General features: G+C 70.6%; 27 protein-coding genes. 12 read left to right on the top strand and 15 right to left on the bottom strand.

Annotated features, from left to right (window positions below; all coding sequences use genetic code 11):
* The first annotated feature begins 45 nt into the window (after positions 1–45).
* The 3 genes from ACFPZ3_RS16495 to ACFPZ3_RS16505 all read left to right on the top strand — a co-directional run bounded on the left by ACFPZ3_RS16495 (position 46) and on the right by ACFPZ3_RS16505 (position 2,970).
* Positions 46–786: an IclR family transcriptional regulator gene (locus ACFPZ3_RS16495; RefSeq protein ID WP_379514978.1), complete on the top strand. Its 741-nt coding sequence runs from the start codon at positions 46–48 to the stop codon at positions 784–786.
* A gap of 3 nt (positions 787–789) precedes the next feature.
* Positions 790–1,002: a DUF2277 domain-containing protein gene (locus tag ACFPZ3_RS16500; RefSeq protein ID WP_379514979.1), complete on the top strand. Its 213-nt coding sequence runs from the start codon at positions 790–792 to the stop codon at positions 1,000–1,002.
* 63 nt (positions 1,003–1,065) lie between these two features.
* A complete protein-coding gene (locus ACFPZ3_RS16505; RefSeq protein ID WP_379514980.1) occupies positions 1,066–2,970 on the top strand; it encodes a zinc metalloprotease in 1,905 nt (634 codons plus the stop codon).
* Here ACFPZ3_RS16505 and ACFPZ3_RS16510 read toward each other — a convergent pair.
* Positions 2,951–3,115, bottom strand: a complete 165-nt coding sequence (locus ACFPZ3_RS16510; protein ID WP_379514981.1) for a hypothetical protein — start codon at positions 3,113–3,115, stop codon at positions 2,951–2,953. The genes ACFPZ3_RS16505 and ACFPZ3_RS16510 overlap by 20 nt on opposite strands.
* Before the next feature lie 99 nt (positions 3,116–3,214).
* Here ACFPZ3_RS16510 and ACFPZ3_RS16515 point away from each other — a divergent pair, with 99 nt between their 5' ends.
* From ACFPZ3_RS16515 to ACFPZ3_RS16530, 4 genes are all read left to right on the top strand, one after another.
* Positions 3,215–3,700 (top strand): UTRA domain-containing protein, encoded by a 486-nt coding sequence (locus ACFPZ3_RS16515; protein ID WP_379515181.1) that lies wholly within the window; start codon positions 3,215–3,217, stop codon positions 3,698–3,700.
* An 82-nt stretch (positions 3,701–3,782) separates the two neighbouring features.
* Positions 3,783–5,030: an AAA family ATPase gene (locus ACFPZ3_RS16520; RefSeq protein WP_379514982.1), complete on the top strand. Its 1,248-nt coding sequence runs from the start codon at positions 3,783–3,785 to the stop codon at positions 5,028–5,030.
* Complete coding sequence (locus tag ACFPZ3_RS16525; RefSeq protein WP_379514983.1) at positions 5,027–5,461, top strand: RloB family protein; 435 nt, start codon at positions 5,027–5,029, stop codon at positions 5,459–5,461. Before ACFPZ3_RS16520 ends, ACFPZ3_RS16525 begins: the two co-directional genes overlap by 4 nt.
* A gap of 68 nt (positions 5,462–5,529) precedes the next feature.
* Positions 5,530–5,700 (top strand): hypothetical protein, encoded by a 171-nt coding sequence (locus ACFPZ3_RS16530; RefSeq protein ID WP_379514984.1) that lies wholly within the window; start codon positions 5,530–5,532, stop codon positions 5,698–5,700.
* A gap of 7 nt (positions 5,701–5,707) precedes the next feature.
* On the opposite strand, the gene ACFPZ3_RS16535 is transcribed toward ACFPZ3_RS16530, so the two are convergent.
* Positions 5,708–6,130 carry a hypothetical protein gene (locus ACFPZ3_RS16535; RefSeq protein ID WP_379514985.1) on the bottom strand — a complete coding sequence of 141 codons (423 nt, stop codon included), beginning with the start codon at positions 6,128–6,130 and terminating at the stop codon, positions 5,708–5,710.
* A 232-nt stretch (positions 6,131–6,362) separates the two neighbouring features.
* Here ACFPZ3_RS16535 and ACFPZ3_RS16540 point away from each other — a divergent pair, with 232 nt between their 5' ends.
* From ACFPZ3_RS16540 to ACFPZ3_RS16550, 3 genes are read left to right on the top strand one after another with little or no spacing between them, the layout of a single operon-like run.
* On the top strand, positions 6,363–7,040 hold the full coding sequence (locus tag ACFPZ3_RS16540; protein ID WP_379514986.1) for a response regulator transcription factor: 678 nt from the start codon (positions 6,363–6,365) through the stop codon (positions 7,038–7,040).
* Complete coding sequence (locus ACFPZ3_RS16545; protein ID WP_379514987.1) at positions 7,037–8,275, top strand: sensor histidine kinase; 1,239 nt, start codon at positions 7,037–7,039, stop codon at positions 8,273–8,275. Before ACFPZ3_RS16540 ends, ACFPZ3_RS16545 begins: the two co-directional genes overlap by 4 nt.
* A 46-nt stretch (positions 8,276–8,321) precedes the next feature.
* Positions 8,322–8,642, top strand: coding sequence for a PepSY domain-containing protein (locus ACFPZ3_RS16550; protein ID WP_379514988.1), 321 nt, complete (start codon positions 8,322–8,324; stop codon positions 8,640–8,642).
* A gap of 65 nt (positions 8,643–8,707) precedes the next feature.
* Here ACFPZ3_RS16550 and ACFPZ3_RS16555 read toward each other — a convergent pair whose 3' ends face one another.
* The 6 genes from ACFPZ3_RS16555 to ACFPZ3_RS16580 are packed head-to-tail and all read right to left on the bottom strand — an operon-like array spanning position 8,708 to position 17,146.
* Positions 8,708–9,496 (bottom strand): endonuclease/exonuclease/phosphatase family protein, encoded by a 789-nt coding sequence (locus ACFPZ3_RS16555; protein WP_379514989.1) that lies wholly within the window; start codon positions 9,494–9,496, stop codon positions 8,708–8,710.
* A gap of 22 nt (positions 9,497–9,518) precedes the next feature.
* Positions 9,519–10,190, bottom strand: a complete 672-nt coding sequence (locus tag ACFPZ3_RS16560; RefSeq protein WP_379514990.1) for an HNH endonuclease family protein — start codon at positions 10,188–10,190, stop codon at positions 9,519–9,521.
* 56 nt (positions 10,191–10,246) lie between these two features.
* Positions 10,247–13,300: a 2Fe-2S iron-sulfur cluster-binding protein gene (locus ACFPZ3_RS16565; RefSeq protein ID WP_379514991.1), complete on the bottom strand. Its 3,054-nt coding sequence runs from the start codon at positions 13,298–13,300 to the stop codon at positions 10,247–10,249.
* Positions 13,297–13,539: a sarcosine oxidase subunit delta gene (locus ACFPZ3_RS16570; protein WP_379514992.1), complete on the bottom strand. Its 243-nt coding sequence runs from the start codon at positions 13,537–13,539 to the stop codon at positions 13,297–13,299. The genes ACFPZ3_RS16565 and ACFPZ3_RS16570 overlap by 4 nt, the downstream gene beginning before the upstream one ends.
* A complete protein-coding gene (locus tag ACFPZ3_RS16575; protein ID WP_379514993.1) occupies positions 13,539–14,741 on the bottom strand; it encodes a sarcosine oxidase subunit beta family protein in 1,203 nt (400 codons plus the stop codon). The genes ACFPZ3_RS16570 and ACFPZ3_RS16575 overlap by 1 nt, the downstream gene beginning before the upstream one ends.
* On the bottom strand, positions 14,738–17,146 hold the full coding sequence (locus tag ACFPZ3_RS16580) for a GcvT family protein (RefSeq protein WP_379514994.1): 2,409 nt from the start codon (positions 17,144–17,146) through the stop codon (positions 14,738–14,740). Before ACFPZ3_RS16580 ends, ACFPZ3_RS16575 begins: the two co-directional genes overlap by 4 nt.
* Positions 17,147–17,342: 196 nt before the next feature.
* Here ACFPZ3_RS16580 and ACFPZ3_RS16585 point away from each other — a divergent pair, with 196 nt between their 5' ends.
* Complete coding sequence (locus ACFPZ3_RS16585; RefSeq protein WP_379514995.1) at positions 17,343–18,356, top strand: helix-turn-helix domain-containing protein; 1,014 nt, start codon at positions 17,343–17,345, stop codon at positions 18,354–18,356.
* Position 18,357: 1 nt separating this feature from the next.
* Here ACFPZ3_RS16585 and ACFPZ3_RS16590 read toward each other — a convergent pair whose 3' ends face one another.
* The 6 genes from ACFPZ3_RS16590 to ACFPZ3_RS16615 are packed head-to-tail and all read right to left on the bottom strand — an operon-like array spanning position 18,358 to position 24,475.
* Positions 18,358–19,116, bottom strand: a complete 759-nt coding sequence (locus tag ACFPZ3_RS16590) for an SDR family NAD(P)-dependent oxidoreductase (RefSeq protein ID WP_379514996.1) — start codon at positions 19,114–19,116, stop codon at positions 18,358–18,360.
* Positions 19,117–19,125: 9 nt separating this feature from the next.
* Positions 19,126–21,402, bottom strand: coding sequence for a tetratricopeptide repeat protein (locus ACFPZ3_RS16595; protein ID WP_379514997.1), 2,277 nt, complete (start codon positions 21,400–21,402; stop codon positions 19,126–19,128).
* Positions 21,403–21,421: 19 nt separating this feature from the next.
* Positions 21,422–22,177 (bottom strand): SCO6745 family protein, encoded by a 756-nt coding sequence (locus ACFPZ3_RS16600; protein WP_379514998.1) that lies wholly within the window; start codon positions 22,175–22,177, stop codon positions 21,422–21,424.
* 48 nt (positions 22,178–22,225) lie between these two features.
* Complete coding sequence (dapF, locus tag ACFPZ3_RS16605; RefSeq protein WP_379514999.1) at positions 22,226–23,038, bottom strand: diaminopimelate epimerase; 813 nt, start codon at positions 23,036–23,038, stop codon at positions 22,226–22,228.
* Between the two features lie 9 nt (positions 23,039–23,047).
* Positions 23,048–23,953: a tRNA (adenosine(37)-N6)-dimethylallyltransferase MiaA gene (miaA, locus tag ACFPZ3_RS16610; protein WP_379515000.1), complete on the bottom strand. Its 906-nt coding sequence runs from the start codon at positions 23,951–23,953 to the stop codon at positions 23,048–23,050.
* 12 nt (positions 23,954–23,965) lie between these two features.
* The gene (locus ACFPZ3_RS16615) at positions 23,966–24,475 is read right to left on the bottom strand and encodes a methylated-DNA--[protein]-cysteine S-methyltransferase (protein WP_379515001.1); all 510 of its coding nucleotides are present in this window, start codon (positions 24,473–24,475) and stop codon (positions 23,966–23,968) included.
* 1 nt (position 24,476) lies between these two features.
* Between ACFPZ3_RS16615 and ACFPZ3_RS16620 the strand changes: the two genes are divergently transcribed.
* Complete coding sequence (locus ACFPZ3_RS16620; RefSeq protein ID WP_379515002.1) at positions 24,477–25,394, top strand: ribonuclease Z; 918 nt, start codon at positions 24,477–24,479, stop codon at positions 25,392–25,394.
* Here the strand turns inward: ACFPZ3_RS16620 and ACFPZ3_RS16625 are convergent.
* The gene (locus tag ACFPZ3_RS16625; protein ID WP_379515003.1) at positions 25,367–26,017 is read right to left on the bottom strand and encodes a class III extradiol ring-cleavage dioxygenase family protein; all 651 of its coding nucleotides are present in this window, start codon (positions 26,015–26,017) and stop codon (positions 25,367–25,369) included. The genes ACFPZ3_RS16620 and ACFPZ3_RS16625 overlap by 28 nt on opposite strands.
* Between the last annotated feature and the right edge of the window lie 2 nt (positions 26,018–26,019).

Consider the following 26,019-nt stretch of genomic DNA (forward strand, 5'->3'; position numbering starts at 1 on the left):
CTCGCGACCCTTTCACACGGCACCGACAAAGTAGTCTGTTGCGCTATGAGCAACAGCACGACGGTTCAGTCAGTCGACCGGGCCATCGCGATCCTGGAGATCCTGGCCCGCGACGGCGCCACCCGCGTGACGGATCTCGCCGTGCAGCTCGACGTGCACAAGTCCACGGCGTCCCGGCTGCTGGCGGCGCTGGAGCACGGCGGGCTGGTCGAGCAGAGCGGCGATCGGGGGCGTTACCGGCTGGGATTCGGCGTCGTACGGCTGGCGGGGGCGGCCACGGCGCAGCTCGACCTGTCGCGCGAGAGCCGCCCGGTGTGCCTGCGCCTGGCGGAGGCGGTCGGCGAGACCGTCAACATCGCGGTGGCGCGCGGCGGCGACACGGTCAACATCAGCCAGGCGCGCGGCCCGGCCGCCATCAGCGGCCACAACTGGGTCGGCCAGCGCACCCCCTCCCACGCCACCTCCAGCGGCAAGGTGCTGCTGGCTTTCGGCGCGCTGCGACTGCCGGACGACCTGGAGCGTTACACCCCGCGCACCGTCACCTCGCCGGCCGGGCTGGGGCTGGAGGAGATCAGGGAGCGCGGCTGGGCCGCCACGGAGGAGGAGCTGGAGGTGGGCCTGAACGCGGTGGCGGCGCCGGTCAGGAGCGCGGACGGCTCGGTCGTGGCCGCGGTCAGCGTCTCGGGGCCCTCGTACCGGCTGACGCCGGGGCGGCTGCCGGAGGTGGGGGCGCTGCTGGTGGAGGGCGCACGGGAGATAAGTCAGCGCATCGGCTATTACGGTTGAGGCATGTGTAGAAGCATCAAAACCCTCCGGCCGCCGTACACCGAGAGCGTCACAGAAGAGGACGTGCGGGCCGCCGCGTTGCAGTACGTCAGGAAGATCTCCGGCTTCCGGTCACCGGCCTCGCACAACGCGGAGGCCTTCGACCGGGCGGTCGAGGCGATCACCAAGGCGTCGGAAGAGTTGCTGGCGGCGCTCCAAGTTCGCGGGAGTCGTTGACAGGACCTGCCCGCGGGAGAAGTGTCCCTGGGTGTAACCCCCAGCGAGCCCCAGGGAGCTCCCATGATCAGCGGGTTGTACGAGGGACAGGACGGCGACTCGCGGCTGGCGCTCCGCGTCGATGTCGACGGGCCTCGGCCCACCGGGCGGATCAGCGGCGACCTGTTCACGGTGGCGGGCGCGACCACCTCCTACGTCGGCTCCTTCGTGGTCGGCACCCCGGCCGTCGACGGGGAGCGGATCCAGGGGCGCGGGGACTTCACGGCCGGCACCGCGGTCCGGGACGTGAGCGTCACGATCACCGGCGGGACGGGTACGGCGGCGGTCGCGGGACGTACGTACCAGGTGTCGTTCGTCTCGCCCTTCTTCCGTAGCGTGCTGCTGGAGCAGGACTCCGTGGTCGGGTCCGTGCCGTTCGTGTCCTACAGGACCGGCACGCTGCCCGGGCCGACCGGCTCGCCGGCCAGGGAGCTGACGGTGCCCGCGGCGTACGCGGAGGCGGGCGTCGAGCTGCGCCTGACCGAGCCGGGGGTGGTCCCGGTGGACGGGTCGGGCGCGGACCTGGCGTGGGACGACGCCGAGCTGCACCACGCGATGACCAGGCACTTCAGCGTGTTCGGCGACGCGCCGGCCTGGCGGGTGTGGCTGCTGGTGGCCAGCAAGCACGTGGGCGGCTACCGGGGGATCATGTTCGACTACGACGACGCGCACCAGCGGCAGGGCTCCGCGGTGTTCTACGACGCGATCAAGGGAACGACGCCGGAGGCGCAGCGAGGGCAGTTGCGTACGTACGTGCACGAGCTCGGGCACGCCTTCAACCTGCTGCACTCCTGGCAGAAGAACCTCGGCACCCCACCCCAGCCCCTGGGCCCCAACGGGGGCTTCGGCGATCTGTCGTGGATGAACTACGTGCAGAACTATAGGCCCGGCGGCGAACCCGGCTACTGGGCGGCCTTCCCGTTCCAGTTCACCGACGCCGAGCTCGTGCATATCCGCCACGGCTTCTACCGCGACGTCGCCATGGGCGCGAACGCGTTCGGCCGGGGTGCCGCCGAGATCGCCCCCTTCGAGCAGCCCGTCGAGGACCGTTCGGGGCTGCGGCTGGAGCTGCGCGCCAAGGAGTCGTTCGAGTTCGGGGAGCCGGTGATCGTCGAGCTCAAGCTCTCGTACACGGGCGAACCGCGTGTCACGCACGGCCACCTGCACCCTGACACGGAGTTCACCCAGGTCTCGATCACGCAGCCGGGCGGCAGGACCGTGTTGTACCGGCCGATGATGCGGCACTGCGTGGACACCTCACCGCAGATCCGCCTCGACGAGGGCAACCCGGCCATGTATCGCAGCGCGTTCATCGGGCACGGCCGCGACGGCCACTACTTCCAGCTGCCCGGCGAATACCACGTCCGCGCCCAGTACATCGCCGCCGACGGCTCCCGCATCGTCTCCCCCGCCTGCCTCGTCAAGGTCCGCCTGCCCATCACCCGCGACGACCACGAGGTGGCCGAGCTGATGCTGGGCGAGGACCAGGGCAAGCTGTTCTCCCTGCTCGGGTCCGACTCGCCGGAGCTGCGTTCGGGCAATCTGGCCCTCGACGAGGTCATCAGCCGCTACGGCGGCCACCCGCTGGCCGTCTACGCCCGCCTGGTCAAGGGCCTGAACGCCGAACGGGAGTTCAAGGAGCTGACCCCCGGCAACAACCTGCGCATCCGCCCGCCGGACCCCAAACAGGGCATCGAGCAACTCACCCACGTCGCCCGCGACCCCGGCCTCGACAACATCACCCTCAACCTGGTGCTCCGCCGCCTGGCCAGGGCGGAGGCGCGGCAGGGGGATCTCGGGCGGGCGAACGCGGTCATGGACCGGATGGTCACCACCTTCGAGGCCAAGGGCGTCAACCCCATCGTCATGGGCCAGATCCGCCGCCAGGCCGAGCTGACCAAGGCCGCGCTCAGCGCCGAAACTTCCTGAGTTCGTCGTCGGCGCATATGTGCTCCTCGACGAGCGCGGCCCACACGCGGCGGGTGTCGGCGTAACGGCCGCGCCCGGCCTCTTCACGGCCGCGCTCGCCGAGACGCAGTACGAGGTAACGGCCACCTTCCGAGCGTGAGGGCATCCTCGCCTCGCGCCCAGGAACGGGAACGTTCGTCCGCGAACGCGCACAACGCCGGACCCTTTTGTCCGCAACTGGCTCCAGGATCCCCTCGCACATCAACTGGAGCAACAAGGTCGCCAAGGAGCGAAGACCTACGCGTCCGACACCGTGCAGGCGCCACCCGAGATCCGTGACCGGCTCGGCATGGGAGATCCGGACGCCCACCGTCACGACGTGATGCGCACCTTCTACGAATTCTCATCCGGCAACGGCGACGACCCCTGGGTGCTCTGCACCAGCTGGGAACCCCTCAGGCTGACCAAGGGCACCGTCATCGCCTCCCCAGAGGCCGGACCGTACGCCGGGCTCGGCAGCCCGCACCGCATGGCCGCCGTCGGCGTCACCGTGGACACCTGGCACGAGGACGTCTGGGCGCGCCCGGCTACGTCCGACGAGGCGAAGCGGCTCGGGATCGGCGCGGGCTCGATCGTGATGATGATCGCGCGTGCCTACCACACCAGTGAGCAGGTGGTTGAGGTCGCCGACATCATCGTTGCGGCGGAGTCGACGAAGCTCGCCTGCAACGGCCCGGTCGGCGACCGGTGAGCGCGCCGCCGCTACGATCAAGCTGGGCTCAGGGCGGTCTACGGACGGTTACCCTGGCCGTACGCTTTGAGAGGAGGACACCTTGCTGCTCAGATTCCGCACGGCGAACGTACGGTCACTGCGTGACGAGCAAGAGTTGTCCTTCGCCGCCCCGGCAGATGAGCCAAGTGCGGCGGCGCATGAGCTGGAGCTCGCGGGGAGCCGCCCGCTACAGGTCTTCCCGCTGGTCGGCATTTTCGGCGCCAACGCCTCGGGCAAGTCCAACGTCCTCGCCGCCCTCACCGATATGCGTACCGCGGTTCTCGATTCTTACGCCGGATGGGCAGCTCTGGGCGACACCCTGCGTGAGCCTTTCCGACTGAGCTCCACGTTCGAGAGTGAGCCGAGTTTCTTCGAGGTCGATGTGGCGATCGACGGGATCCGCTGGACTTACGGCTTCGAACTGAATTCAGCTCAGGTGCTGGCCGAATGGATTCACAGCTACCCCCGTGGCCATCGTCAGGTATGGCTTGACCGCGACGTCTCCCGATCCGAGGTGTACGAATGGCCCGGAGGCCGGGTCAAGGATCGGAGTCAGTTGGCGCGGCGCACCCGGCCGAATGCCCTTCTGCTGTCCACGGCCGGCACGGACAACCATCCTCAGCTTTCGGGGCTGTTCCATTGGTTTCGCCGCAATCTACGGCTCGTCACCCAAGAGAACGATCGCGAGGAGCGCGAGCAGTTCACCGTGCGGGAGTTGTCGGGCAGCCGTGCGGAGCGGATCACCGAGTTGCTCAGGGTCGCGGATCTGGGAATCACCGGCGCGCACGTCGTCCACGACGACAAGAGACGGCCTGAAGTAAGACTGGCCCACCAGTCAGCCAACGGGGAGATCTCCCTCGATTGGCGGAACGAGTCTTTCGGGACACGTTCATGGTTCGCGCTGCTCGGCCCTCTGTTGCTGGCGCTCGATGAGGGGGCGGTGCTTCTGGTCGACGAGTTGGACTCGAGCCTGCACCCACGCTTCGCGGCCGAGGTTGTCAGACTTTTCCGTGATTCACGTGCCAATCCCAAGGGAGCGCAACTCGTCTTCACCTCGCACGATTCGTCGCTGCTCACCACTCCGAGCGGTGAACGCCTGCTGGAGCCGGGCCAGATATGGCTGACGGAGAAGGACGCGGAAGGGGCCACGGAGCTTTACCCCCTGACCGCCGCCGCACCGACGGAGGACGAAGACCTGATGAGGTCTTATCTGGCGGGAGCCTTCGGTGCGGTCCCCTCGATTCTGGAAGGCCAGGTCGTTCGGCAATTGCTGGTCGTCAGCGAGCATGAACCTGAGCGGGATCGATGACGCGCACCAGAGGAAAGGACGCGTTGAGGTCTGCTCAACAATGGCGAGGGCGACGCCACAGAGTCGTCTACGTCTTCACCGAAGGTGAGGTCACTGAGCCGTCGTACATCGACATCATTCACCGCCGAGGAGTCTTCGCCGACCCGGCGATCCCGGTCGAGGTGCGGATCGCGAATGCCAGCGCGCCGGGATCCCACCGTAAGCCCGTCAAGCTGGTCGAAGCGGCGGCGCGACTTGCGCATGAGAAATTGCAGGAAGCGAAACGGACCAGGTTGCAGGAGGAGTTCTGGCCCCAGATGTGGTGCCTTTTCGACCGAGATGATCATGCGATGCTCGGCCAGGCTCTGAAACAGGCCCGGGACGGAAACGTCCGGGTCGCCTTTCCCACCCTCGCTTCGAGGTGTGGCGGCTACTGCATCACAAGGCGGTGACGGGCACCTTCGGCCAGGTGTGCGAGTTGGCGACGGCACGACTTCCCTTCGCCAGGAACGTTGCGAATATGAAGATCGTGCTGCCGGGACAGATTCCGGCGGGCAGCTTCGAACTGGCGAAGAAACGTGCTCTCCAGATGAACGCGACTCATGACGATCGTGTGCCGCTGGAGAATCGGGATCCGTACACTGATGTCTTCACCTTCGTCGAGCAGGGACTCGGCATCTTGTCCTATTGACGGGGGATCAGTTGCCGCTGCGGGAGACTGGCACACCGTTCGCGCAGGTGATCTTGAGCTCGATCTCTTCGCCTTCTCCCGGCTCGAACTCCACCTTCGCCTCCCTGGCCGGTCCGGGCTCCACCTCGTCCACCGAGTAGTCCTGGGCCGGGCTCCACGAGCGGAGGGTGACCAGGTCGCCGTCGCACGAGGCGATGACGGTGCCGCCCGCGCTGCGGATCAGCTTGCTCTGCGACGTCTGCGACGGCGCGGGGCTTCCCGGGGCGGCGGCCCGCGTGGTGGCGGTGGCCAGGGCGGCGTGGATCTCCGGCTGGGTGAGGACGTGGCTGCCGGTGCCGGTGAGGCTGTTGCCGAGGAGGCCGAGGACCGCCACGGCGGCGCCGGTCGCGGCGAGTGCGGTGACGGCCCAGGCAAGGATGAGCTTCTTCATCGGTGCCAGGTCCCCCCATCGACGAGCTTCTTCATCGGTGCCAGGTCCCCCCATCGAGCAGCTTCTTCATCGGCGCCAGGTCCCCCCATCGAGCAGCTTCTTCATCGGCGCCAGGTCCCCCCATCGAGCAGCTTCTTCATCGGCGCCAGGTTCCCCCATGTACGGCTAAGGCCAGGTTAAGGCGATGCTAAGGGTGCCCAACACATCGCCGTTGACCGTCTACGTTCGGTATATGCCCGACATCTTGCTCATCGAGGATGACGTGACGATCCGCACGGCGCTCAGCCGAGGGTTGCGGGAGCTCGGCCATGCCGTCTCCTCCTCCCCCACGGCGCTGGACGGGCTGCGGCTGGCCGTACAGGACAGGCCCGATCTGATCGTGCTCGACCTCGGCCTGCCCGACATGGACGGGGTGGAGCTGTTGCGGATGTTGCGGGCCGTGAGCCGGGTGCCGGTCATCGTGGCGACCGCGCGCGACGGGGACGCCGAGATGGTGCCGGTGCTGGATGCGGGGGCCGATGACTACGTGGTGAAGCCGTACAGTGCGGCGCAGCTCGACGCGCGGGTGCGGGCCGTGTTGCGGCGGGTCGGTGGGGCGGCTCCCGAACCGCTGGCGGTGGGGGCGTTGCGGGTGGATCCGCGGGCGCGCACGGCCATGCTCGACGGCGTGGCGCTGGATCTGACGCCGCGGGAGTTCGACGTGCTGCACTATCTCGCGGCGCGGCCCGGCGAGGTGGTGACCAAGCGGGAGTTGCTGACGGAGGTGTGGCAGTTGCCGTACGGCGGCGCGGACAAGACCGTGGACGTGCACCTGTCGTGGTTGCGCAGGAAACTGGGCGAGACGGCCGCCGAGCCGCGCTACCTGCACACGGTGCGCGGCGTGGGCGTCAAACTCGTCGAGCCGTCATGAGGCGCTGGCTGGCGCTGCTCGTCGCGGCGACGACCTCGCTGGTGCTGATCGCGCTGCTGGTGCCGATGGCGCTGCTGATCAGGGCCGTGGCCGAGAACGGCGCGATGAGCAGGGCCACGGCCGCCGCCGAGTCCGTCGCGGTCGATGTGGGCGCGCCCGACCTGACGCTCGCGGTGGAGCGGATTTCGCGGCCCGTGACGGTGTTCCTGCCCGGCGGGGGCACGGTGGGGGCCCAGGCCGCCGAGTCCGACGCGGTACGCCTGGCCGCGACCGGCCGCAGCGTCACCGCGGAGACCTCCGGGGGCAGGGAGGTGCTGGTCTCGGCGCAGTCGCCGGACGGCACGGCCGTGATCAGGGTGTTCGTGCCGGACGCCGAGCTGATGCGGGGCGTGCGGGAGGCGTGGGCGGCGCTGGCGCTGCTCGGGCTCGGGCTGGTGGTGCTGGGGATCGTGCTGGCCGACCGGCTGGCGCTGGCCGTGACGCGGCCGGTGGACGGTCTGGCGCGGGTCTCGCACCGGCTCGCGGGCGGTGATCTGAGCGCTCGGGCCGAACCGGGCGGGCCTCCCGAGGTGCGGTCGGTGGCGCTGGCGCTCAACCATCTGGCGGGGCGGATCGACGAGTTGCTGGTGGCCGAGCGGGAGTCGGTCGCCGATCTGTCGCACCGGCTGCGTACCCCGTTGACGGGTCTGCGGCTGGACGCCGAGTCGCTGCGCGACCCCGAGGAGGCGGCGCGGGTGCAGGCCAGGGTGGACGCGCTGGAAAGGGCCGTGAGCTCGGTCATCACGGAGGCGCGGCGGCGCTCGGCCGGGCGCGACTCGTGCGACGCCGCACAGGTCGTGGGCGAGCGGGTACGGTTCTGGTCCGTGCTGGCCGAGGACCAGGGACGCGAGGTGTCGATCTCCCTGCCCGACGGCCCGCTGCCGGTCGCGGTGGGCGCCGAGGAACTGGCCGCGTGCGTGGACGCGCTGCTCGGCAACGTCTTCGCGCACACCCCGGAAGGCGTCTCCATGTCCGTACGGCTCCGGCCGCGCCCTCCCGGCGCCCTGCTGACCGTGGAGGACTCCAGCCCCGGGTTCGAGCCGGCGCTGCTGGAGCGGGGGAACAGCGGGGGCGGCTCGACGGGGCTCGGGCTGGACATCGCCCGGCGCACCGCGGAGTCGGCGGGCGGCGGCCTGACCATCTCCAGGTCGCGGGACGGTGGAGCCCGGGTGGAGGCCGCCTTCTCCTCGCCTTAACCATCGTTTAGCGCGTGATTACCGGAGATGGCGCTTTCGTGGAGTCATGCAGATCACGAAGAAGCTCATCGTCGCAGGTGCCGGAGTCGTCGCGCTGGTCGCGGGCGGTGGCGCCGCCTACGCCGCCACCGCCGCCGCGCCCGCAGCCGCCCCCAAGATCACGGCCGAGCAGGCCATCGACATCGCGCACAAGGCGGTGCCGGGGGCCTGGGTCAGCGAACTCGACTTCGACCGCCGGGGCACTGGCCCTGAGGTGTGGGAGCTCGAACTGACCAAGGGCACGGACAAGCACGAGGTGGACGTGGACGCCGCCTCGGGCAAGGTCGCCAAGCACGAGACCGAGCGGAACGACGACAACGACGACTGATTCCCCGACACCAAGCCCGGCCCGCCGAGAAGGCGGGCCGGGCTTGTTCCGGTTGAGAGCGCCGCTCAGCGAACCATTCTCATGACGAGCGGACGGTGGTCGGACAGCGTGCTCGACAACACAGAACCGCTGGTCGTGGTGACGCCTCGGGTGTAGACGTAGTCGATGCGGGCGGTGCCGTGGGTGGGCTTGTTGGCGTACTTGGCGCCGGTATCCGTCCAGCCCGTGCTGACGAACTTCTTCGACAGCGCGTCCGTCGGCGGGGCGTTGAAGTCGCCGGTGAGGATCAGCGGGGAGCGGGAGCCGAAGTAGTCGCGCACCGTGGTGGCCTGGGCCTCGCGGCGGCTGGTGGAGGTCGCCGACAGGCCGGGCGACAGGTGGGTGGTGAAGACCCGGATCTCCGCGCCGCCGCCGAGGTCGAGCTTGACGCCGGCCAGCGAGCGGTTGACGGGGCAGGTGGCGAAGTCGCTGATCGGGATCGTCACGCGCTCCACGATCTTGTACGACGACAGGATCGCGTTGCCCGCCTTGCCCGGCTGCGGATCGTCGCACGGCCCCGGGTTGTCGCCCGCGCCGAAGTGGGCGTTGGCCGTGAGGTCCCAGCCGAGCTCGTCGGCTAACTGCTTCACCTGGTCGGCGTCCGGCCTGCGGTGGACCTCCTGGAGCGTGACGACGTTGGCGCCGTTGTCACGGATCACCTTGGCGATGGCTTTCATGTCGGCGATCTCGCCCTGGATGTTCCAGTCGAGCACGACGACGTTGACGGCGGCCTTCGCCTGGGCGGGCGTCGGCGTCAGGGCGGCGGTGGCGAGGAGGGCGAGGGCGGCGGTCACACGGGATCTAGTCACACGCATGCTTTGTGATCTTACGTACCGGTCAGCAGTTGTCCAGGATGCCTTCCATCGCGGTCTTCTCCGCCGAGGTCAGCCACACCTCGTACTTCGACTTCACGTCTATCTGCTTGGCGATGTACGTGCAGCGGTAGGCCTTGCGGGGCGGCAGCCAGGTGGCGGCGTCGGAGTCGCTCTTCTGGCCGTTCAGCGGGCCGTCCACGGCCATGAGGTTCAGCGGGTCGTTGGCGAACTCCTTGCGCTTGGTCTCCGACCACTTCGCGGCGCCCTTCTGCCAGGCGTCCGACAGCGGGATCACGTGGTCGATCTGGACGGCGGTGCTGGTGTTCTGGCCGCGCTCGAACTTGATGGTCTTGCCGCTGTACGGGTCGTGCAGGGTGCCGGTCAGGACGATGCAGTCATGGGTGCCGGACTTGAACGTCTCGTCCTCCATGTCGCGCTTGAGGATGTCGTTGCGGGTGTCGCAGCCGTTGTGGTCCACGTCGGACCAGGGGGTGCCGAACTCGTCGCGGTCGAACCCCGTCTTGGGGGCACGGCCTTTGACCGTGAGTTTGCCCAGTTTCTTCTTCGCATCCGAGATCGAGGCGGAGTCCGCTTTCGTGCTCTTCCCGCCGCCCGTCGACTGCGCTTCGAGCCCTCCGCAACCGGCCAGCATCGCCACCGTGGCCGTACCGGCCATGAACGCTCGTACCCGCACACCCGCCCCCAGACTTTCCGTTTTTCGTAAAGTCTAGGTAATGCCCAGATATATCCCTAAAACGCGTGAATCGCGTCAAGGAGCCACTCCGCCAGGTAGCTCGTGAAGGAAGACCTGACGTAGATCCGGTAGGTGTCCGGGGCCCGGCGTTCGAGGATGACCGCGGTCTTGCCCAGGAGGGTGTGGGCGTGGCCTTGGAGGGTGTGCAGGTCAAGGGGGCAGCCGGTGATCAGGACGTCCTCTGCCGCCGAACCCGACAGCTCCAGGATCGTCCGCTGTCCCGAGACGTCCACCCACCCAGGACGAGGCACGATATTTCCTGACACAAGCCACCAGGTCGGCCCCAGCCGCAGCCCCACGCCCGGATCCGCGCCGCGCACCTCCCACATCGGCTCGAACGGCACCTCCCGCAGCCGCGCCTCAGCGCCGCTCGCCTCCTCGAACCTCGCGGCGAACGCGGCGGCGGGACTCTCCGCGCGGACCTCGCCCTCCCACGGAGGCGGCGCGGCCGGGTCGCCGTCACGACGGGCGTTCTCCGGGTCGTAGAAGACGGGCTCCACGACGGTCACCGGCTGCGCCGGTCCCCCGGACACGGCGGTGAGCCGGTCACCGGGCTCGACGTCCTTCACCAGGGCCAGGCCGAACGTGCGCCCGAGCGCCGCGCTGCGGTAACTGGAGGTCACGTACCCGAGCATCGGCGGGGATCCGCCGGGAGCGAGGAGTTGCGCGCCCTCGTCCACGAACGCCGCCGGATCGTCGGGCAGGACGCCGACCAGCCGTTTGCGACCGCTCCGCACGGTGTCGGGGCGGGCATGGGAGCGCTTGCCCACGTAGTCGGGCTTGCGGCGGGAGACGATCCACGACATGCCGAGGTCCTGCGGGGTGACGGTGCCGTCGGTCTCCTGGCCGACGATGGCGAACCCCTTCTCGGCGCGCAGCACGTGCATGGTCTCGGTCCCGTACGGCACCGCGCCCAGGCCCAGCACCGCCTCCCAGAGCGCCCTGCCGTACGCCCAGGGCACGTTCACCTCGTACGCCAGCTCACCCGAGAAACTGATCCTGAACACCCGCCCCGGCACACCCAGCACGTCGGTGGCCGCGTACCGCATGAACGCCAGGTCGAGCGCCTCCGGCGCGACGGCCCCGACGACCTCCCTGGCGCGCGGGCCCGCCACGGCCACGGTCGCCCAGTGGTCGGTGACCGAGGTGAACGACACCTCCAGGTCCGGCCACTCCGTCTGGTGCCACTCCTCCAGCCAGTCGAGCACCGCGGCGGCGTTGCCCGTGGTCGTGGTCATGAGGAAGTGGTCCTCGGCGAGCCTGGTCGTGGTGCCGTCGTCGATCACCATCCCGTCCGCCCCGCACATCAGCCCGTAGCGGCAGGCGCCGACGGCGAGGGTGGAGTACATGTTCGTGTAGATCCGGTCGAGGAACGCGCCCGCGTCCGCGCCCCGCATGTCGATCTTGCCCAGCGTCGAGGCGTCCATGGCCGCCACGGAGGTCCTGGTCGCGTGGCACTCGCGCCGCACGGCCGCCTCCATCGGCTCGCCGTCCCGGGGGAAGTACCAGGGCCGTTTCCACTGGCCGACGTCCTCGAACACCGCTCCCGCGGCGACGTGCGCGTCGTGCATGGCGGTGGTCCTGACGGGGTCGGACAACGCGCCGCGGTCGCGTCCCGCGAGGGTGGCGAAGGAGACCGGCGTGTACGGGGGCCGGAACGTCGTCGTCCCCATCTGGCCGGGTGCCGCGCCGAGGAGCGCCGACATGACGCCGACGACGACAGCGCCCGACGTCTTACCCTGATCGGCCCCGGTGCCCGCGGTGGTGTACCGCTTGACGTGCTCCACCGACCGCATCCCGGTCCCCGCCGCTCTGGCCAGATCGGCCACGGTCACGTCCCGATGCAGGTCCGCGAACGCGGGCTCGTCCGAGGTTCCTTCAACGGTCCAAAGGGCGGCCGGCGGCCTGAGGGGACTCTCGTCGCACTCCGGCACCCGCAACCCGTGCCCGTCCGCCCCAGCGGCGTAGCCGTCGGCGATCGCCTCCCGCGTGCCGTACAGGCCCCTGCAGGCCCCGGCCGACCGCTCGGCCTGCGCCGACGTGCCCGGCACGAACGCCTGCAGGTCCTCGTCGAACCGCACCCGCCCCTGCGACTGGCTGAACAGGTGCACCGCCGGGTTCCAGCCACCGGCCACGGCCAGCAGGTCGGCCTCGTAGTGCGCCGAGCCCACCTGGACGCCGGTCAGCACGCCGTCCGCGTCACCGGTCGTACCGGTCACCACCTGGGACGCCTCGGCGCGGGGATCGACGACGGCGGCGATCTCCACGCCGGCCGCCGCCAGGTCCCGCGCCGCCTCGTACCCGGAGTCCGCGCACGCGAACACCACGGCCCGCCGCCAGGGCGCGACCCCGTACCGATTGGCGTAGGCGCGGGCGGCGGAGGCCAGCATCACCCCGGGGCGGTCATTGCCGGGGAAGGCGAGCGAGCGCTCGTGCGCCCCCGTCGCCAGCACCACCCTGCGCGCCCGGATGTGCCACAACCGCTCACCGCGCGAGCGCCGTTCCACCGCCACCACGTAGTTGTGGTCGTAGTAGCCGACGGCGGTCGTCCTGGTGAGCACGCGACCGGGCAGGTCCAGCCCGTCCACCCAGTCCAGCGCGGGAGCGCCGTCGAGGAGCACGCGGGAGTTCAGCAGGTCGCCGCCCAGCCGGGGCTGCTCGTCCAGGAGGATCACCCGCGCGCCGTCCCGCCCGGCCGCCACGGCCGCGGCCAGCCCGGCGGGCCCGCCGCCGACCACCAGCACGTCGCAGTGCAGGTACCCCTTGTCACAACGGCGCTCGTCCACGGCGTCCAGGTCCACCCGCCCTTTGCCGCGCAGGCTCCACGCCTCCAGGCCGTCGTACAGCTCCACCGTCGTCGCCGCCAGCATCGGGTCGGCGCCCACCCGTACCAGCGCGTTCGGCTCCTCGGGGCCGGCGGTGAAGACGCCGCGCGGGCGGCCGAGCTCCACACTGCGGCCCACCACCTTCACCCCGTTACGCAGGAGGGCGGCGGCCAGCGTGTCACCGGGCTCGCCCCGCAGGGGACGGCCGTCGAAGGTGAACCTCATGGAGCCTTCCTGATCTCGTGGGTGACCGTGTGCCGCTCGACGTCGAACCAGGTCCGGCAGCCGTGCACGTGGAACCACCGCTCGTGGAACCAGCCCTTGGGGTTGTCGCGCAGGAAGACGTAGGCGGCCCACTCCTCGTCGGAGGTCTCCGTCCGCGGGTAGGCGATCCCGGCCTGGCCGCCGTAGTGGAACTCGTTCTCGTCGCGGGTCCCGCAGTGCGGGCAGTCGATGAGCAGCATCAGTGGGCCACCGCCGCCGCGCCGTGCTCGTCGATGAGCGCCCCCGTGGTGAACCTCTCCAGCGCGAACGGCTCGGCCAGCGGATGGGGTCGTTCGTGGGCGAGGGTGTGGGCGTACACCCAGCCGGAGCCGGGGGTGGCCTTGAAGCCGCCGGTGCCCCAGCCGGCGTTGATGTACAGGCCCTCGACCGGGGTGGGGCCGATGATGGGCGAGGCGTCCGGGGAGACGTCCACGATGCCGGCCCAGGTGCGCAGCACGCGTACCCGGCTGAAGATCGGGAACAGCTCCAGCGCCGCCGCCATCTGCGCCTCGATGACGTGGACACCGCCGCGCTGCCCGTAGGAGTTGTACGCGTCGATCCCCGCCCCCATGACCAGCTCCCCCTTGTGGGCCTGGCTGACGTACACGTGCACGGCGTTCGACATGACCACGCAGTCGAGCACCGGCTCCAGCAGCTCCGACACCAGCGCCTGGAGGGGGTGCGACTGCAGCGGCAGCCGGATCCCGGCCCGCGCGGCCAGCACCGAGGTGTGCCCGGCCGCCGCGAGCGCGACCTTCCCCGCGGCGATCCGGCCGCGCGAGGTCCGCACGGCCGTCACCCGGTCGTCCGTGATCTCGAACCCGGTCACCTCGCAACCCTGGATGAGGTCGATCCCATACGCGTCCGCCTTGCGTGCCAGCGCCCAGGCCACGTGATCGTGCTTGGCGATGCCCCCGCGCCGCTGCAACGTTGCCCCCATGACGGGATAGCGGGCCCGCTGGGACACGTTGATGACCGGACAGAACTTCTTGACCTCGTCCGCGTCCAGCCACTCGGCGTCCACGCCGTTGAGCCGGTTCGCGTTCACCCGGCGCCTGCCCTCGCGTACGTCGCCCAGGTTGTGCGCCAGGTTGAGCACGCCGCGCTGGCTGAACTGCAGGTCGTAGTCGAGCTCCTCGCTCAGTCCCTCCCACAGCTTCAGCGAGTGCTCGTAGATCGCGGCGCTCTCGTCCCACAGGTAGTTGGAGCGGATGATCGTGGTGTTGCGGGCCATGTTGCCGCCGGCCAGCCAGCCCCGCTCCAGGACGGCGACGTTCGTGATGCCGTGGTTCCTGGCCAGGTAATAGGCGGTGGCCAGGCCGTGCCCGCCGCCGCCCACGATCACCACGTCGTAGGCGGGCTTGGGGTCGGGGTTGCGCCAGAGGAAGTCGGGGTGGGTCAACGCCTGATCTTCTCCATCCCGGGGTCGTACAGCGGCTCGGCGGCGACCTCCGCGGGAACGCGGCGGCCGAAGTAGGAAATATCCACGTGCGTCCCGGGCTCTGTGAGCTCGATCGGCAACCAGGCGTAGGCGATGGGGTGCTGGATGGTGTGACCGTAGGCGGCACTCGTGACGTACCCGACCGTGCGGCCGTCGTGCCCGACCGGCTCCTTGCCCATGACCACCTCGGCGCTGAGCAGCGGGACGAGCTTCCTGGTGACCTCCTTGGCGAGGGCGTCGCGGCCGATGAAGTCCTTGTCCGCCTTGACGGCGAACCCCAGCCCCGCCTCGTACGGGTTGTGCTCGCTGGTCATGTCCACCCCCCAGAGCCGGTACCCCTTCTCCACCCGCAGACTGTTGAACGCGGCCCGTCCGGCGGCGATCGCCCGCCCGGGCGCCCACAGGGTGTCCCAGAGCTTGAGTCCCATGTCGGCGGTGGTGTACAACTCCCAGCCCAGCTCGCCGACATACGAGACGCGCAGCGCCAACACCGGAACATGCCCGACATATCCGCTCTTGCAGCCGAAGTAGCGGAAGTTCTCGTGCGACAGATCCATGTCGGTCAGTCCCTGCACGAGCTCCCTGGCCCACGGCCCCCACACGCCGACACAGCACGTGCCCGGCGTCAGGTCCCGCACCCGCACCCCGCCCGGCGCGTGCCGGGTCAGCCAGTCGAGGTCGAGGTTGCCGTTCGCGCCGACCTGGAACGTGTCCTCCTCCAGCCGCGCCACCGTGAGGTCCGACCGGATGCCGCCCTTGACATCGAGCAGCAGCGTGTAGGTGACCGAGCCGGGCTTCCTGTCCACGTTGTTCGTCGTCATCCGTTGCAGGAACGCCGCCGCCCCGGGCCCGCTGACCTCGATGCGCTTGAGCGGAGTCATGTCGTACAGCGCGACCTGCTCCCTGGTGGCGTACGACTCCGCGGCGGCGATCGGCGACCAGTAGCGGCCCGCCCACGCGTCCCGCTGGGCGGCGCCCACGAGCGCCTCGGAATCGTGACGCTGAGCGAGATCCTCCAGCAGGGGCGCGTTCGCCTCGAACCAGTGCGGCCGCTCCCACCCGGCCGCCTCCAGGAAGTGCCCGCCCAGCTCCCGCTGCCGCGCGTAGAACGGGCTCGTCCGCAACGGCCGCGGCGACTCCATCGGCTGCAGCGGATGGATGACGTCGTACACCTCGACGAAGTTCTGCTTGCCCCGCTCCTCGACGAACGCGGGCGACACCTGCGTCTGCTCGAACCGGTTGAGCTCACATTCATGCAGGTCGAACCCGGAGTGCCCGTCCACCAGCACCTCGGCCAGCGCCCGCGCGACCCCCGCCGAGTGCGTCACCCAGACGGCCTCGGCCAGCCAGAACCCGTCGAGATGCGGCGCCTCGCCGATCAGCGGGAAGCCGTCGGGGGTGAAGGAGAAGACGCCGTTGATGCCGTCCTCGTACTTGGACTCGGCCAGCGCGGGCAGCAGTTCGACCGCGTCGCGCCAGGCGGGGTCGAAGTCGTCCGAGGTGAACGCCTGCACCGACGGCATCGTGGTGCCCTTGGGGCCGATCTCGTCCTGGGTGACCGGCATGGGGCGGTGCGCGTAGGAGCCGATGCCGATGCGGTCGCCGTGCTTGCGGAAGTACAGGTCGCGGTCCTGGTGGCGGAGGATCGGGCCCTGCCCGTCCATGGCCAGGGGGCCGGACTTGGCGTACTGGTGGGCCAGGGGCAGCAGCGGCACGGTCAGCCCGGCCATCCTGCCGATCGAGGGCCCCCAGAAGCCCGCCGCGCACACCACCACGTCCGCGGCGATGGTCCGGTGCTCTCCCGAGGCCACGACCGTGACCCCGGTGGCCCGCCCGCCCCGCTGTTCGATGCCGACCACCGTGTGTCCGGGCAGGAACCGGGCCCCGCGCTCGATGGCCCGCTCGGCCTGCGTCTGCCCGCAGGCGACCGCCGCCGCCAGCCCGTCGCTGGGCACGTGGAACCCGCCGAGCACCTTGTCCCGATCGAGCAGCGGCCATAATCCGGCGCACTCGGCGGCGTCGAGCAGCCGCCCCTCGACGCCCCACGACTCGGCCCAGCCGTGCTTGCGGTGCAGGTCGGTCCAGCGCTCGGGGGTGGTGGCCACCTCCAGCCCGCCGACCTGCTGGAAGCACCGCTCGCCGAGCTCCGCGTACTTCCCGACCGTGTAGGCGGCGAACTCGGTCATGGTCTTCGACGGGTTCGTCTGGAAGACGAGGCCGGGGGCGTGTGAACTGGAGCCTCCGGCGGCGAAGAGCGGGCCCTGGTCGACGACCGTGACGTCCGTCCACCCCCGCTCGGTGAGCTCGTCGGCGAGGGCGCAGCCCACGATCCCCGCTCCCACGATCACCAAACGAGGACGACTCATGGTGCCTCCGGTTGTTCCTTAATGCGCAACAAGAACCGGACTACGCAACGACCATAGAGTCCAGGACTCGCCGGAACAAGAGCTACCCAAAGGGCGAGGCGTCCCGCCCCATGCATGTCCTACACGGCGTCCAGTCTGGGGACTGGTACGAACGCACGTAAGGGGAGATCATTCGCGGCAACGTACCAGTACGCTGATGGTTCACCGCAGGGGAAAGGGCGACATGGCGCAGCGGCGCTTACTCGAAGGGCTCGGCGTCACCGTCGCCGAGGAGACCGCTTACCGAGCCCTGCTCCGGCACGGCCCGGCGACGCTGAGCCAGCTCGCCGCCGAGACCGGCTCCTCCGCCGCCGCCATCCGCCGCATGTTGCCCAGGCTGGAGGACCTCGGCCTGTTCTCCCGCGTGGCCGGCCGCCCCCTTCGCGTCGTCGCCACTCCCCCGAACGTCGCCATCGACATCCTCGTCGCCCGCCGCCAGGAGGAGATCACCCACAGCCGCGCCGCCGCCGCGCTCCTGGCCACCGAGGTCGCCGAGCGCAGCGGCCCGCACCCGGAGGAGGTCCTGGAGGTGGTGACGGGCCGCGACGCCGTGGCCCGCCGCTATCTCCAGCTCGAACGCAACGCCGGCCAGGAGATGCTGGTGCTGGTGCATCCGCCGTACGCGGTGGACATCAGCGACGACCGCGAGAACCGTCAGCGCGCCGCCCGCCAGGGCGCCCCCGTCACCCGCGGCATCTACAGCCCGCTGGCCTTCGAGCAACCCGGCATGCTCGCCCACACCCGTCGCGCCATCGCCGACGGAGAGCAGGCCAGGCTCGGCCAGGTCCCGGTCAAGCTCGCCATCGCCGACGCCCGCACCGCGGTCCTCCCGCTGGTCTCCGACGAGGACCGCGCCGTGGAAAGCGCCCTGGTCGTCCACCCCTCGGCGCTCCTGGACGCCTTGGTGGGCCTGTTCGAGACCCTCTGGCGGGCCGCCGTCCCCCTGCGCCTCACCGCCGACTCCCTGGAACCGGAATCCTGGCCCCAGGCCGCCGACACGGAGGTCCTGGCCCTGCTGGCGGCCGGCATGAAGGACGACGCCATCGCCCGCCAGCTCGGCCTCAGCCCCCGCACGGTGCAACGCCGCGTCCAGGTGCTCTGCGAACGGCTGGGCGCCAGAACCCGCTTCCACGCCGGCTACCTCGCCGCCCAGCACAACGTGCTCAAATGACCTAGGTGATCAGGATCCCGCCGTCCACCGGCAGCGTCACCCCGGTGATGTACGAGGCCGCGTCACTGGCCAGGAACACCGCCGCCGTCACCAGCTCCACGGGATCCCCGGCCCGCTTCATCACGACCCGCGTCTCCGTCACCCGCTCCAGATAGTCCGGCTTGTACTGCTCGGTCATCTCCGAGGAGAAGAACCCGGGCTCCAGGCAGTTGACCCGGATGCCCCGCCGCCCGGTCCACTGCTGGGCCAGGTCGCGGGTGAGGCCGATGATGCCCGCCTTGGACGCGCTGTAGGCGGCCTGCGGGAGCCCGGCCGTGGTCTGGCCGAGCACACTGCCGATGTTCACGATCGAGGAGCCGGGCCGCATCACCCGCGCGCACGCCTGCGCCATCCAGTAGCTGCCGTACAGGTTGACCTCGATCACCTGCCGGAACTCCTCGGGCGTCTCACGCAGCGCGGGCACGGCAGTCCCGATGCCCGCGTTGTTGATCAGCACGTCGACGCCGCCCATGGCCTCGACGGCGGCGGCCACGAGCGCGTCGCAGTCCTCGGGCCGCGACACGTCCGTCCGGACGGCCAGGCACCGGCGGCCGGTCTCCTCGACCAGCCGCCGCGTCTCCTCCAGCCGCTCCTTGCGCCGCGCGGCGACCACCACGTCGGCGCCCGCCTCTGCCAGGCCACGGGCGAAGGCGACCCCCAGCCCGGCGGAGGCGCCGGTGACGATCGCGACCTTGCCGTCGAGCCGGAATCGCTCCAGCATGCGAGACTCCTAGAGCCCGTATTCCTTGACGATCCGCTCGTGCCGCTCGACCTCGACGTCGATCTCCCTGGCCAGGTCGAGCCAGGCCAGCGGATGCACCCAGCGCTCGGTCGCGTCGTCGAGCAGCGCGTCAACCTCGGAAGGCGACACGTCGGGCGGCACCGCGACCCAGCCGAACACCCCCGGCAGCGGATCGGAGCTGGTCGGATGGGTGATGGTGTAGTTCTCGTCGCTGTAGACCCACATCGGCCACCCGCGCTCGGCCATGACCTCGGTGAACTCCGCCCAGTCCTCCTCGCTCGGCGCGGCGCCGTCGAAGAAGTAGCTGGTGTAACCACCGGGCCGCAGGATGCGCACCGCCGCGAACGGCGGCACGAAGTTCTGCTGCTCCTGCGGGTCGTCGGGGACAGGCTCAAGGAGCTGCGGGTCGAACACGACCAGGTCACCGGCGTTGTAGTCCATGCCGCGCGGCTGCGGCAGGGCCAGCCTGGCGGTGGCGGGACCGGTGCGGATGGACAACACCTGACGCTGGCCGCCGTCGGGCGCGGGCAGGATGAGCCTGATGAGGCCCATCTCCTCCTCGATCGGCCCTTCCTTGCTCTTGACCGGCATGCCGATCTTGGCCGCGCCCTTGCGCACGGTCTCCCAGTCCTCCGCCGAGGTGGCCATGACGATCATGCGCCAGACGTCTTCCTCGACCAGCTCGTCGAGCACTTCGAGCAGCACCTCGGCGGCCCTGGCGTTGTGGTCGAGCTGCTGGGCGGAGCCGGACAGCAGGCGACGGGCGTCGAGCCCGGCCCCGGCCGTGACGGCGTGCTCGGCGGCGTCGAGCGTCTCCTGCCAGCGCTCACGGGCGCTGTGCAGGCGGGCGAGCGCGAGGTATTGGGCGGCGTGCGGCAGCAACGCGGCCATCTGCTCCAGCCGCTCGTCCTGGCGGGCCTCGACGAGCAGCGTGGTCAGGTAGGCCACGTCGTCGGGGTCGGCGGTGGCGATGTCGCCGGTGTCGACGAGCAGCTTCCAGTAGATGTCGGCGCCCGTGGCAGGGTAGCCGAGGAAGCCCAGCGTGGTGGTGTGGCGGCGGGTGGCCTCGACGTCCTGCCCGGACAGCGGGGCCAGCCAGCCCACCCACTTCTCGGGGTCGGCGTTGAAGCCGTCGGCGGCGTCGAAGAGACCGACCCGCTCGGTCAGCGGGCCGGGCGGCGCAGGCTCGGTGGCGGCCTCGGTGGCGGCGCGCAGCGCGGCGATGCGCTCGGTCACGTCACCGGGCTCGCGCAGCTCCGCGGCGCCGGACTCGGCGACGTCGGCCAGCAGCCTGGCCTGCCACACGCCCTGCCTGGCCAGGGCCAGGTCGCCCGCGACCAGCGCGAGCTCGACGCGGGCGCGGTAGCCGCCCATCATGCCGAAGTAGTCGGTCCACTGACGCAGGACGCGGCCGAGCTGCCAGGTGTTGGTGATCTGCGAGGAGGAGGCCAGCTTGTCGACGGCCCGCGCCCACTCGACCCACACGCGCGGGTGGTCGCCCACGACGTCGAGGTCGGGCAGCGCGTCCACGGCCTCGGCGATGCGGTCCAGCGTGGCCAGGATCAGCGCGCGGCGCACGCCGTCGCGGTGCTCCTTGGCCACCGGGTCGTCGGCCTGGAAGCCGGCCGCGGACTGCAGCGCGTTGAGCGCGTCTTCCGGCCGGTCGGCGGCCAGCAGCGCACGGGCGCTCTCCGCGCCGAGCTCCCAGCTCGCCTCGCGCCCGGCCGTGCGCAGCCGCTCGACGGCGGACTCGGCGTAGGTCACGGCCTCGCCGGCCTTGCCCGCGTCGATGAGGGCGGCGATGTACTGGGTCACGAGGCCGGCGAAGGCGGGCTTCTCCGGGCTCATGTCCTCGAGGTAGGCCCCCAGCGTCTCAAGACGCTCGGCCGCGTGGCCGGGCCCGTCGGCGTTGGCCCACACGATGGCCAGTGCCTCGACCGCGGCCGGGGCGGCGGGGCATTCGCGCACGTCTTCGCGCTGGGCGAACGTCAGAAGCTGCCGGGCGTCGTCGATGGCGACGGCCCCCTGCGCCCGGTTGCCGACGCGGCCGATCAGGTGCCAGTAGCGGGCGTAGAACTCGAGCCAGGGCAGCTCCAGGGTCTCGGCCTGCTGCGCGATGGCCGGGGCCATGACGTCGAGCTGGGGATATCGGCCCTCATAGGCCTGTGCAGGGAGGTCTCCCAGCGCCATGGCGAGGCCAACGTTGCCCGCCTCGGAAAGCTGCTGCTGGGTGTCGCCGACCCAGGCCCAGATGTCCACGTCCATGGGCAGTCAGTCTGCCAGGTCAACGGGCGTGCCCAAAACGCAGAAGCTCGATCAGCTCGTCCGATTCGCCGTCGGCGAGGACCGAAAACACCTCCGCCATGAGATCGTCGGTGGTCTCCTCCACGGCCGCGCGTACCGCGATGACCTCCGCCCCGGGTACGGCGTACGGCTCCGGCCACTCGAAGAACCTGGCGATCGCCTGGCCGGCCGACTGCCCGAACGGCGTTCCGCCATGATCGGTGGCGAGTGTCGCGTCCAGGGGGTGCAGCCCGGCCGCGATCACGGCGTTGGCGTGCAGGCCGCCGCGCAACTCGCGTACGACGTGCATGAGCTGGGTGGCCCTGGCGGGCGGGTCGCCGGGCAGCGGCACGGCCCGCCAGCCCGCGAACAGGGGCGCCCCGACGGGCGAGGCATGCTCGACGACCGGCTGGAGCAGCTCGGCGATCCTGGCGCAGCCCTCGTAGTCGCCCAGCTTGCGCCTGCCCCAGGCGTGGCACGCCTCGGCGTAGAGCTCGACGGCGCGGTCGGCGGCGAGTTTGCGGCCGCCGTTCCAGTTCTCATCGACGTGGTTGGAGGGGAAGAAGACGGCGACCGCGGTGACCACGTCCGCGTCGCACTCGCCGAGCACGCCGCAGCGGCCTCGGAAGTAGAGCTCGCGGGGGCGCAGGCCGTACTCCTCGCAGACCGCCTTGGCCTCCCGGGAGATCATGAACCCGCCGCCGATCTGACCGATCGGCCCCTTGACCTGGATCGCGGTGGTGCGTGGGTCAGCCATGTCCACCTCTCAGTTCGTGAAGTAGACCCAGCATCCCCTATTAGAACTTCATTCTGCAAGCATCAGTTCGCCGCGGGCGACGATGGCAGCGGGGCCCGACAGGTAGCTCGTGTCCTCGTCGAGGATGACCGTCAGCGTGCCGCCCATCACCTCGATCGTCCACGTGCCGGTGGTGTCGCCCGACAGGTGCGCGGCGGCGACGGCCGTGGCCACCGCGCCGGTGCCGCAGGAGCGGGTCTCGCCCGAGCCGCGCTCGTGGACGCGCATGACGGCGCGGCTGGTGCCCACCGGGTTGAACAGCTCGATGTTGACCCCGGTGGGGAAGACGGCGGGGTCGAAGCCCGGCTGGTGGTCGAGGTCGAGCTGGACGACGGGGTCGCCGATGGCGCACGCCAGGTGGGGGTTGCCCATGTTGACGTGGAGCCCGGGGTATTCCTGGCCGCCCACCGATGCCACGCTCTCGCCGTGGACGACGGGCCTGCCCATGTCCGCCGTGATGTCGCCGTTCGGCTCGACGCGGATCCTGCGTACGCCGCCCCTGGTCGCCACCCCGAACTCCGAGGAATCCTCCAGCCCCGCGTCGAGCAGGTAACGGGCGAACACGCGCACACCGTTGCCGCACATCTCGGCCATGCTGCCGTCGGAATTGCGGTAGTCCATGAACCACTCGGCCGCGGACGCCTGCTCGGCCACCTCCGGGCTCTGCTTCGTACGCGCCACCCGGAGCACGCCGTCGGCGCCGATGCCGGCTCTCCTGTCACAGATCTTGGCGACGAGCGCGGCCGAGACATCGACCTCGCCGTCGGGATCAGGCAGGATGACGAAATCGTTCTCGGTGCCGTGCCCCTTGAGAAAGCGCATTGTAGGAGTTTATGCGTACGGGTGTCCGGTGATTCGCGCGAGGGATCGGTCAAGTAGATCCGGGGCGTCGTACGGCAGCCAGCACACCCGCGGATCCCGCCGGAACCAGGACTCCTGGCGGCGGGCGAAGCGCCTGGTCAGCCTCACCGTCTCGGCCATGGCCTGTTCCTCGCTCCACTCGCCCTCCAGGAAGCGGATGACCTGGGCGTACCCGAGGGCGCGACCGGCCGTACGGCCCTCGGCCAGTCCTTGGCCGAGCAGCGCGCGTACCTCGTCGACCAGGCCCGCCTCCCACATGCGCCCGACCCTGACCTCGATCCGCTCGTCCAGCACCGGCCTGGGCACTTCGAGGCCGATCTGGACGCTCGGGTAGACGGCGTCGTAGGAGGGCATGGTGGCCGAGAACGGGCGGCCGGACAGCTCGATCACCTCCAGCGCGCGCACGATGCGGCGGCCGTTGCTCGGCAGGATGACCGCGGCCGCGGTGGGGTCGCTCTCCCGCAGCCGCTCGTAGAGGGGGGCCGGGCCGCGCTCGGCCAGCTCGGCTTCGAGCCTGGCCCTGATCTCCGGATCGGTGCCGGGGAACTCCAGCTCGTCGATGGCCGCCCGCACGTACAGGCCGCTGCCGCCGACCAGCACGGGCACCTCGACGGCGTCGATCACGGACCTGGCCAGCTTCTGGTACTCGGCCACGCTGGCCGCCACGGTCACGTCCCAGACGTCCAGCAGGTGGTGCGGGACCCCGCGCCGCTCCTCGGGAGTGAGCTTGGCCGTGCCGATGTCCATGCCGCGGTAGAGCTGCATGGAGTCGGCGTTGACGCACTCGCCCCCCAGCCGGAGGGCGAGGTCCACGGCGAGATCGGACTTTCCTGCCGCGGTGGGACCCACGACGGCGATGACTGGCTGCTGGCGCACACGACAAGTGTGCTAGAGATCAAGGAGTGTCGGTTGCAGGTAACCCTCGTGGGTCAGCAGCCACCGCTTGGTCTCCACGCCCTCGCCGCCGCTGAACCCGCCCAGCCCGTTGCCCGCGATGACGCGGTGGCAGGGCACGACGATCGGGATCGGGTTGGAGCCCATGATCGAGCCGATGCCGCGGGCGGGCACGCTGGAGCCGGCGCGCCTGGCCAGCTCGCCGTAGGTGACGGCGGCGCCGTACGGGACCTGGTGCAGAGCGCGCAGCACCTGAAGCCGCGAGCCGGACATGAGCCGCCAGTCGATCGGCGTCTCGAACGTCTTCAGCCCGCCGGCGAAATAATCGTTGAGCTCGGCGACGGCGGAGGCCGTACGATCCGCATCATGAACTTCAGGCAGGTCGAGCCCGCCGACCAGCCGGGCGCGGGATCCCCAGCCCGACGCGACGAGGCCGACCTCCGTGACGGCCAGCACGAACGTGCCCACAGGCGTGGGCACCTCGGCGAAAGAGACCGTGGTCATCGTGTCCTCACGTGAGCTCGTGGTGCTGGGCACGTCCAGCGCTGTTCCTACCCGACACCGTAACCACAACGGGTACCTTCTGCGCTGGGACGGACAAGGCTTCCTGTTCGACCCGGGCGAGGGCACGCAGCGGCAAATGGTACACGCGGGGCTGAGCTCGCACGACGTCCACTGGCTCTGCCTGACGCACTTCCACGGCGACCACTGCCTGGGGGTGCCGGGCGTCGTCCAGCGCATCGCCCGCGACCGGGTCAGGCACCCGGTGCGCGCGGTCTTCCCCGGCTCCGGCGAGACCTACTGGCGCAGGCTCCGCCACGCCGCCGCCTTCGCCGACACCTCGGTCATCGCCGAACATCCCCTCTCCGGCGCCCTGGCCGGCGTCGGCCCGCTCATCGCCCGCCGCCTGTCACACCCCGTCGAGTCCTACGGCTACCGCGTCCAGGAGCCGGCCGGCCGCCGCATGCTCCCCGAGAAGCTGGCCGCCCACGGCATCCGCGGCCCCGAGGTCGGCGAACTCCAGCGCACCGGCTCCGTCCGCGGCGTCACCCTCGACGAGTGCAGCGTGCCCAAACCCGGCCAGAGCATGGCGTTCGTGATGGACACCCGGCTCTGCGACTCCGTCTTCGAGCTGGCCTCCGGCGTGGACCTGCTGGTGATCGAGTCCACGTTCCTGTCCTCAGAGAGCGCGCTGGCCAAGGAGCACGGGCATCTGACGGCGTTCGAGGCGGGGCTGGTGGCCGCGGACGCGGGCGTGCGCAGGCTGGTGCTCACCCACTTCTCCGAGCGGTACGGCTTCGCCGACGAGCCGGCCTTCACCGCTGAGGTACGCCGCAGCTTCGACGGCGAGGTCGTGCCGGCCCGCGACCTGATGAGGATCCCGGTGCCGAAGCGTCAGGTCGTCCACAGCCCCGCGAGATAACCCACGCCGTACGGCGCCGCGGCCATCAGCAGCCGCCCCTCGAACGTCCCCGCACCCGCGGCCCCCGCCAGCACCTGCAGCGCGGCCCGGCCGCCCACCCACAACCGGTCGGCCTCCCCGGGGTCGAGGGCGGCGAGCGCGGCGGGGTCTCCGTCGGCGACGGCCCTGCCTATGCGGTCGTTGTACGGCCCTGCCGCGTCGTCGTACCTGCCCGGCGCCCTGGGGCTGAGGCAGGCCGAGCCGTCGGCCATGACCAGCAGCGCCACCCTGTCCGCGCTCTTGCCCAGTTCCTCGCCCAGCTCGCGGCATTCGTCGGTCGTGGCGTCTGAGGCCACGCTCTGGAAGCCGTCGGGGGCGTCGTTCATGAGCAGGCGGGCGACGGTCAGCGACAGCGGGAGCACGGGCTCGCCCGGGCCCGTGGTGTGGTCCAGGCCCCAAGGGCGCAGGGTGCCGGCCGCGGTGGCGTCGTACGCGGTGGTGGTCTCTGCGCCGCCCACCACGAGCAGCGCGTCGGGACGGGCCGCGCGCAGGGCGGCGATGGCGGTGTGGCAGGCGGAGCGGAGGTCGGGCATCACCTGCACGACCAGCGGGGTGGGCGGGCAGACGGCCGCGGCGACAAGCACGA

The sequence above is a fragment of the Nonomuraea insulae genome, assembly GCF_042656245.1.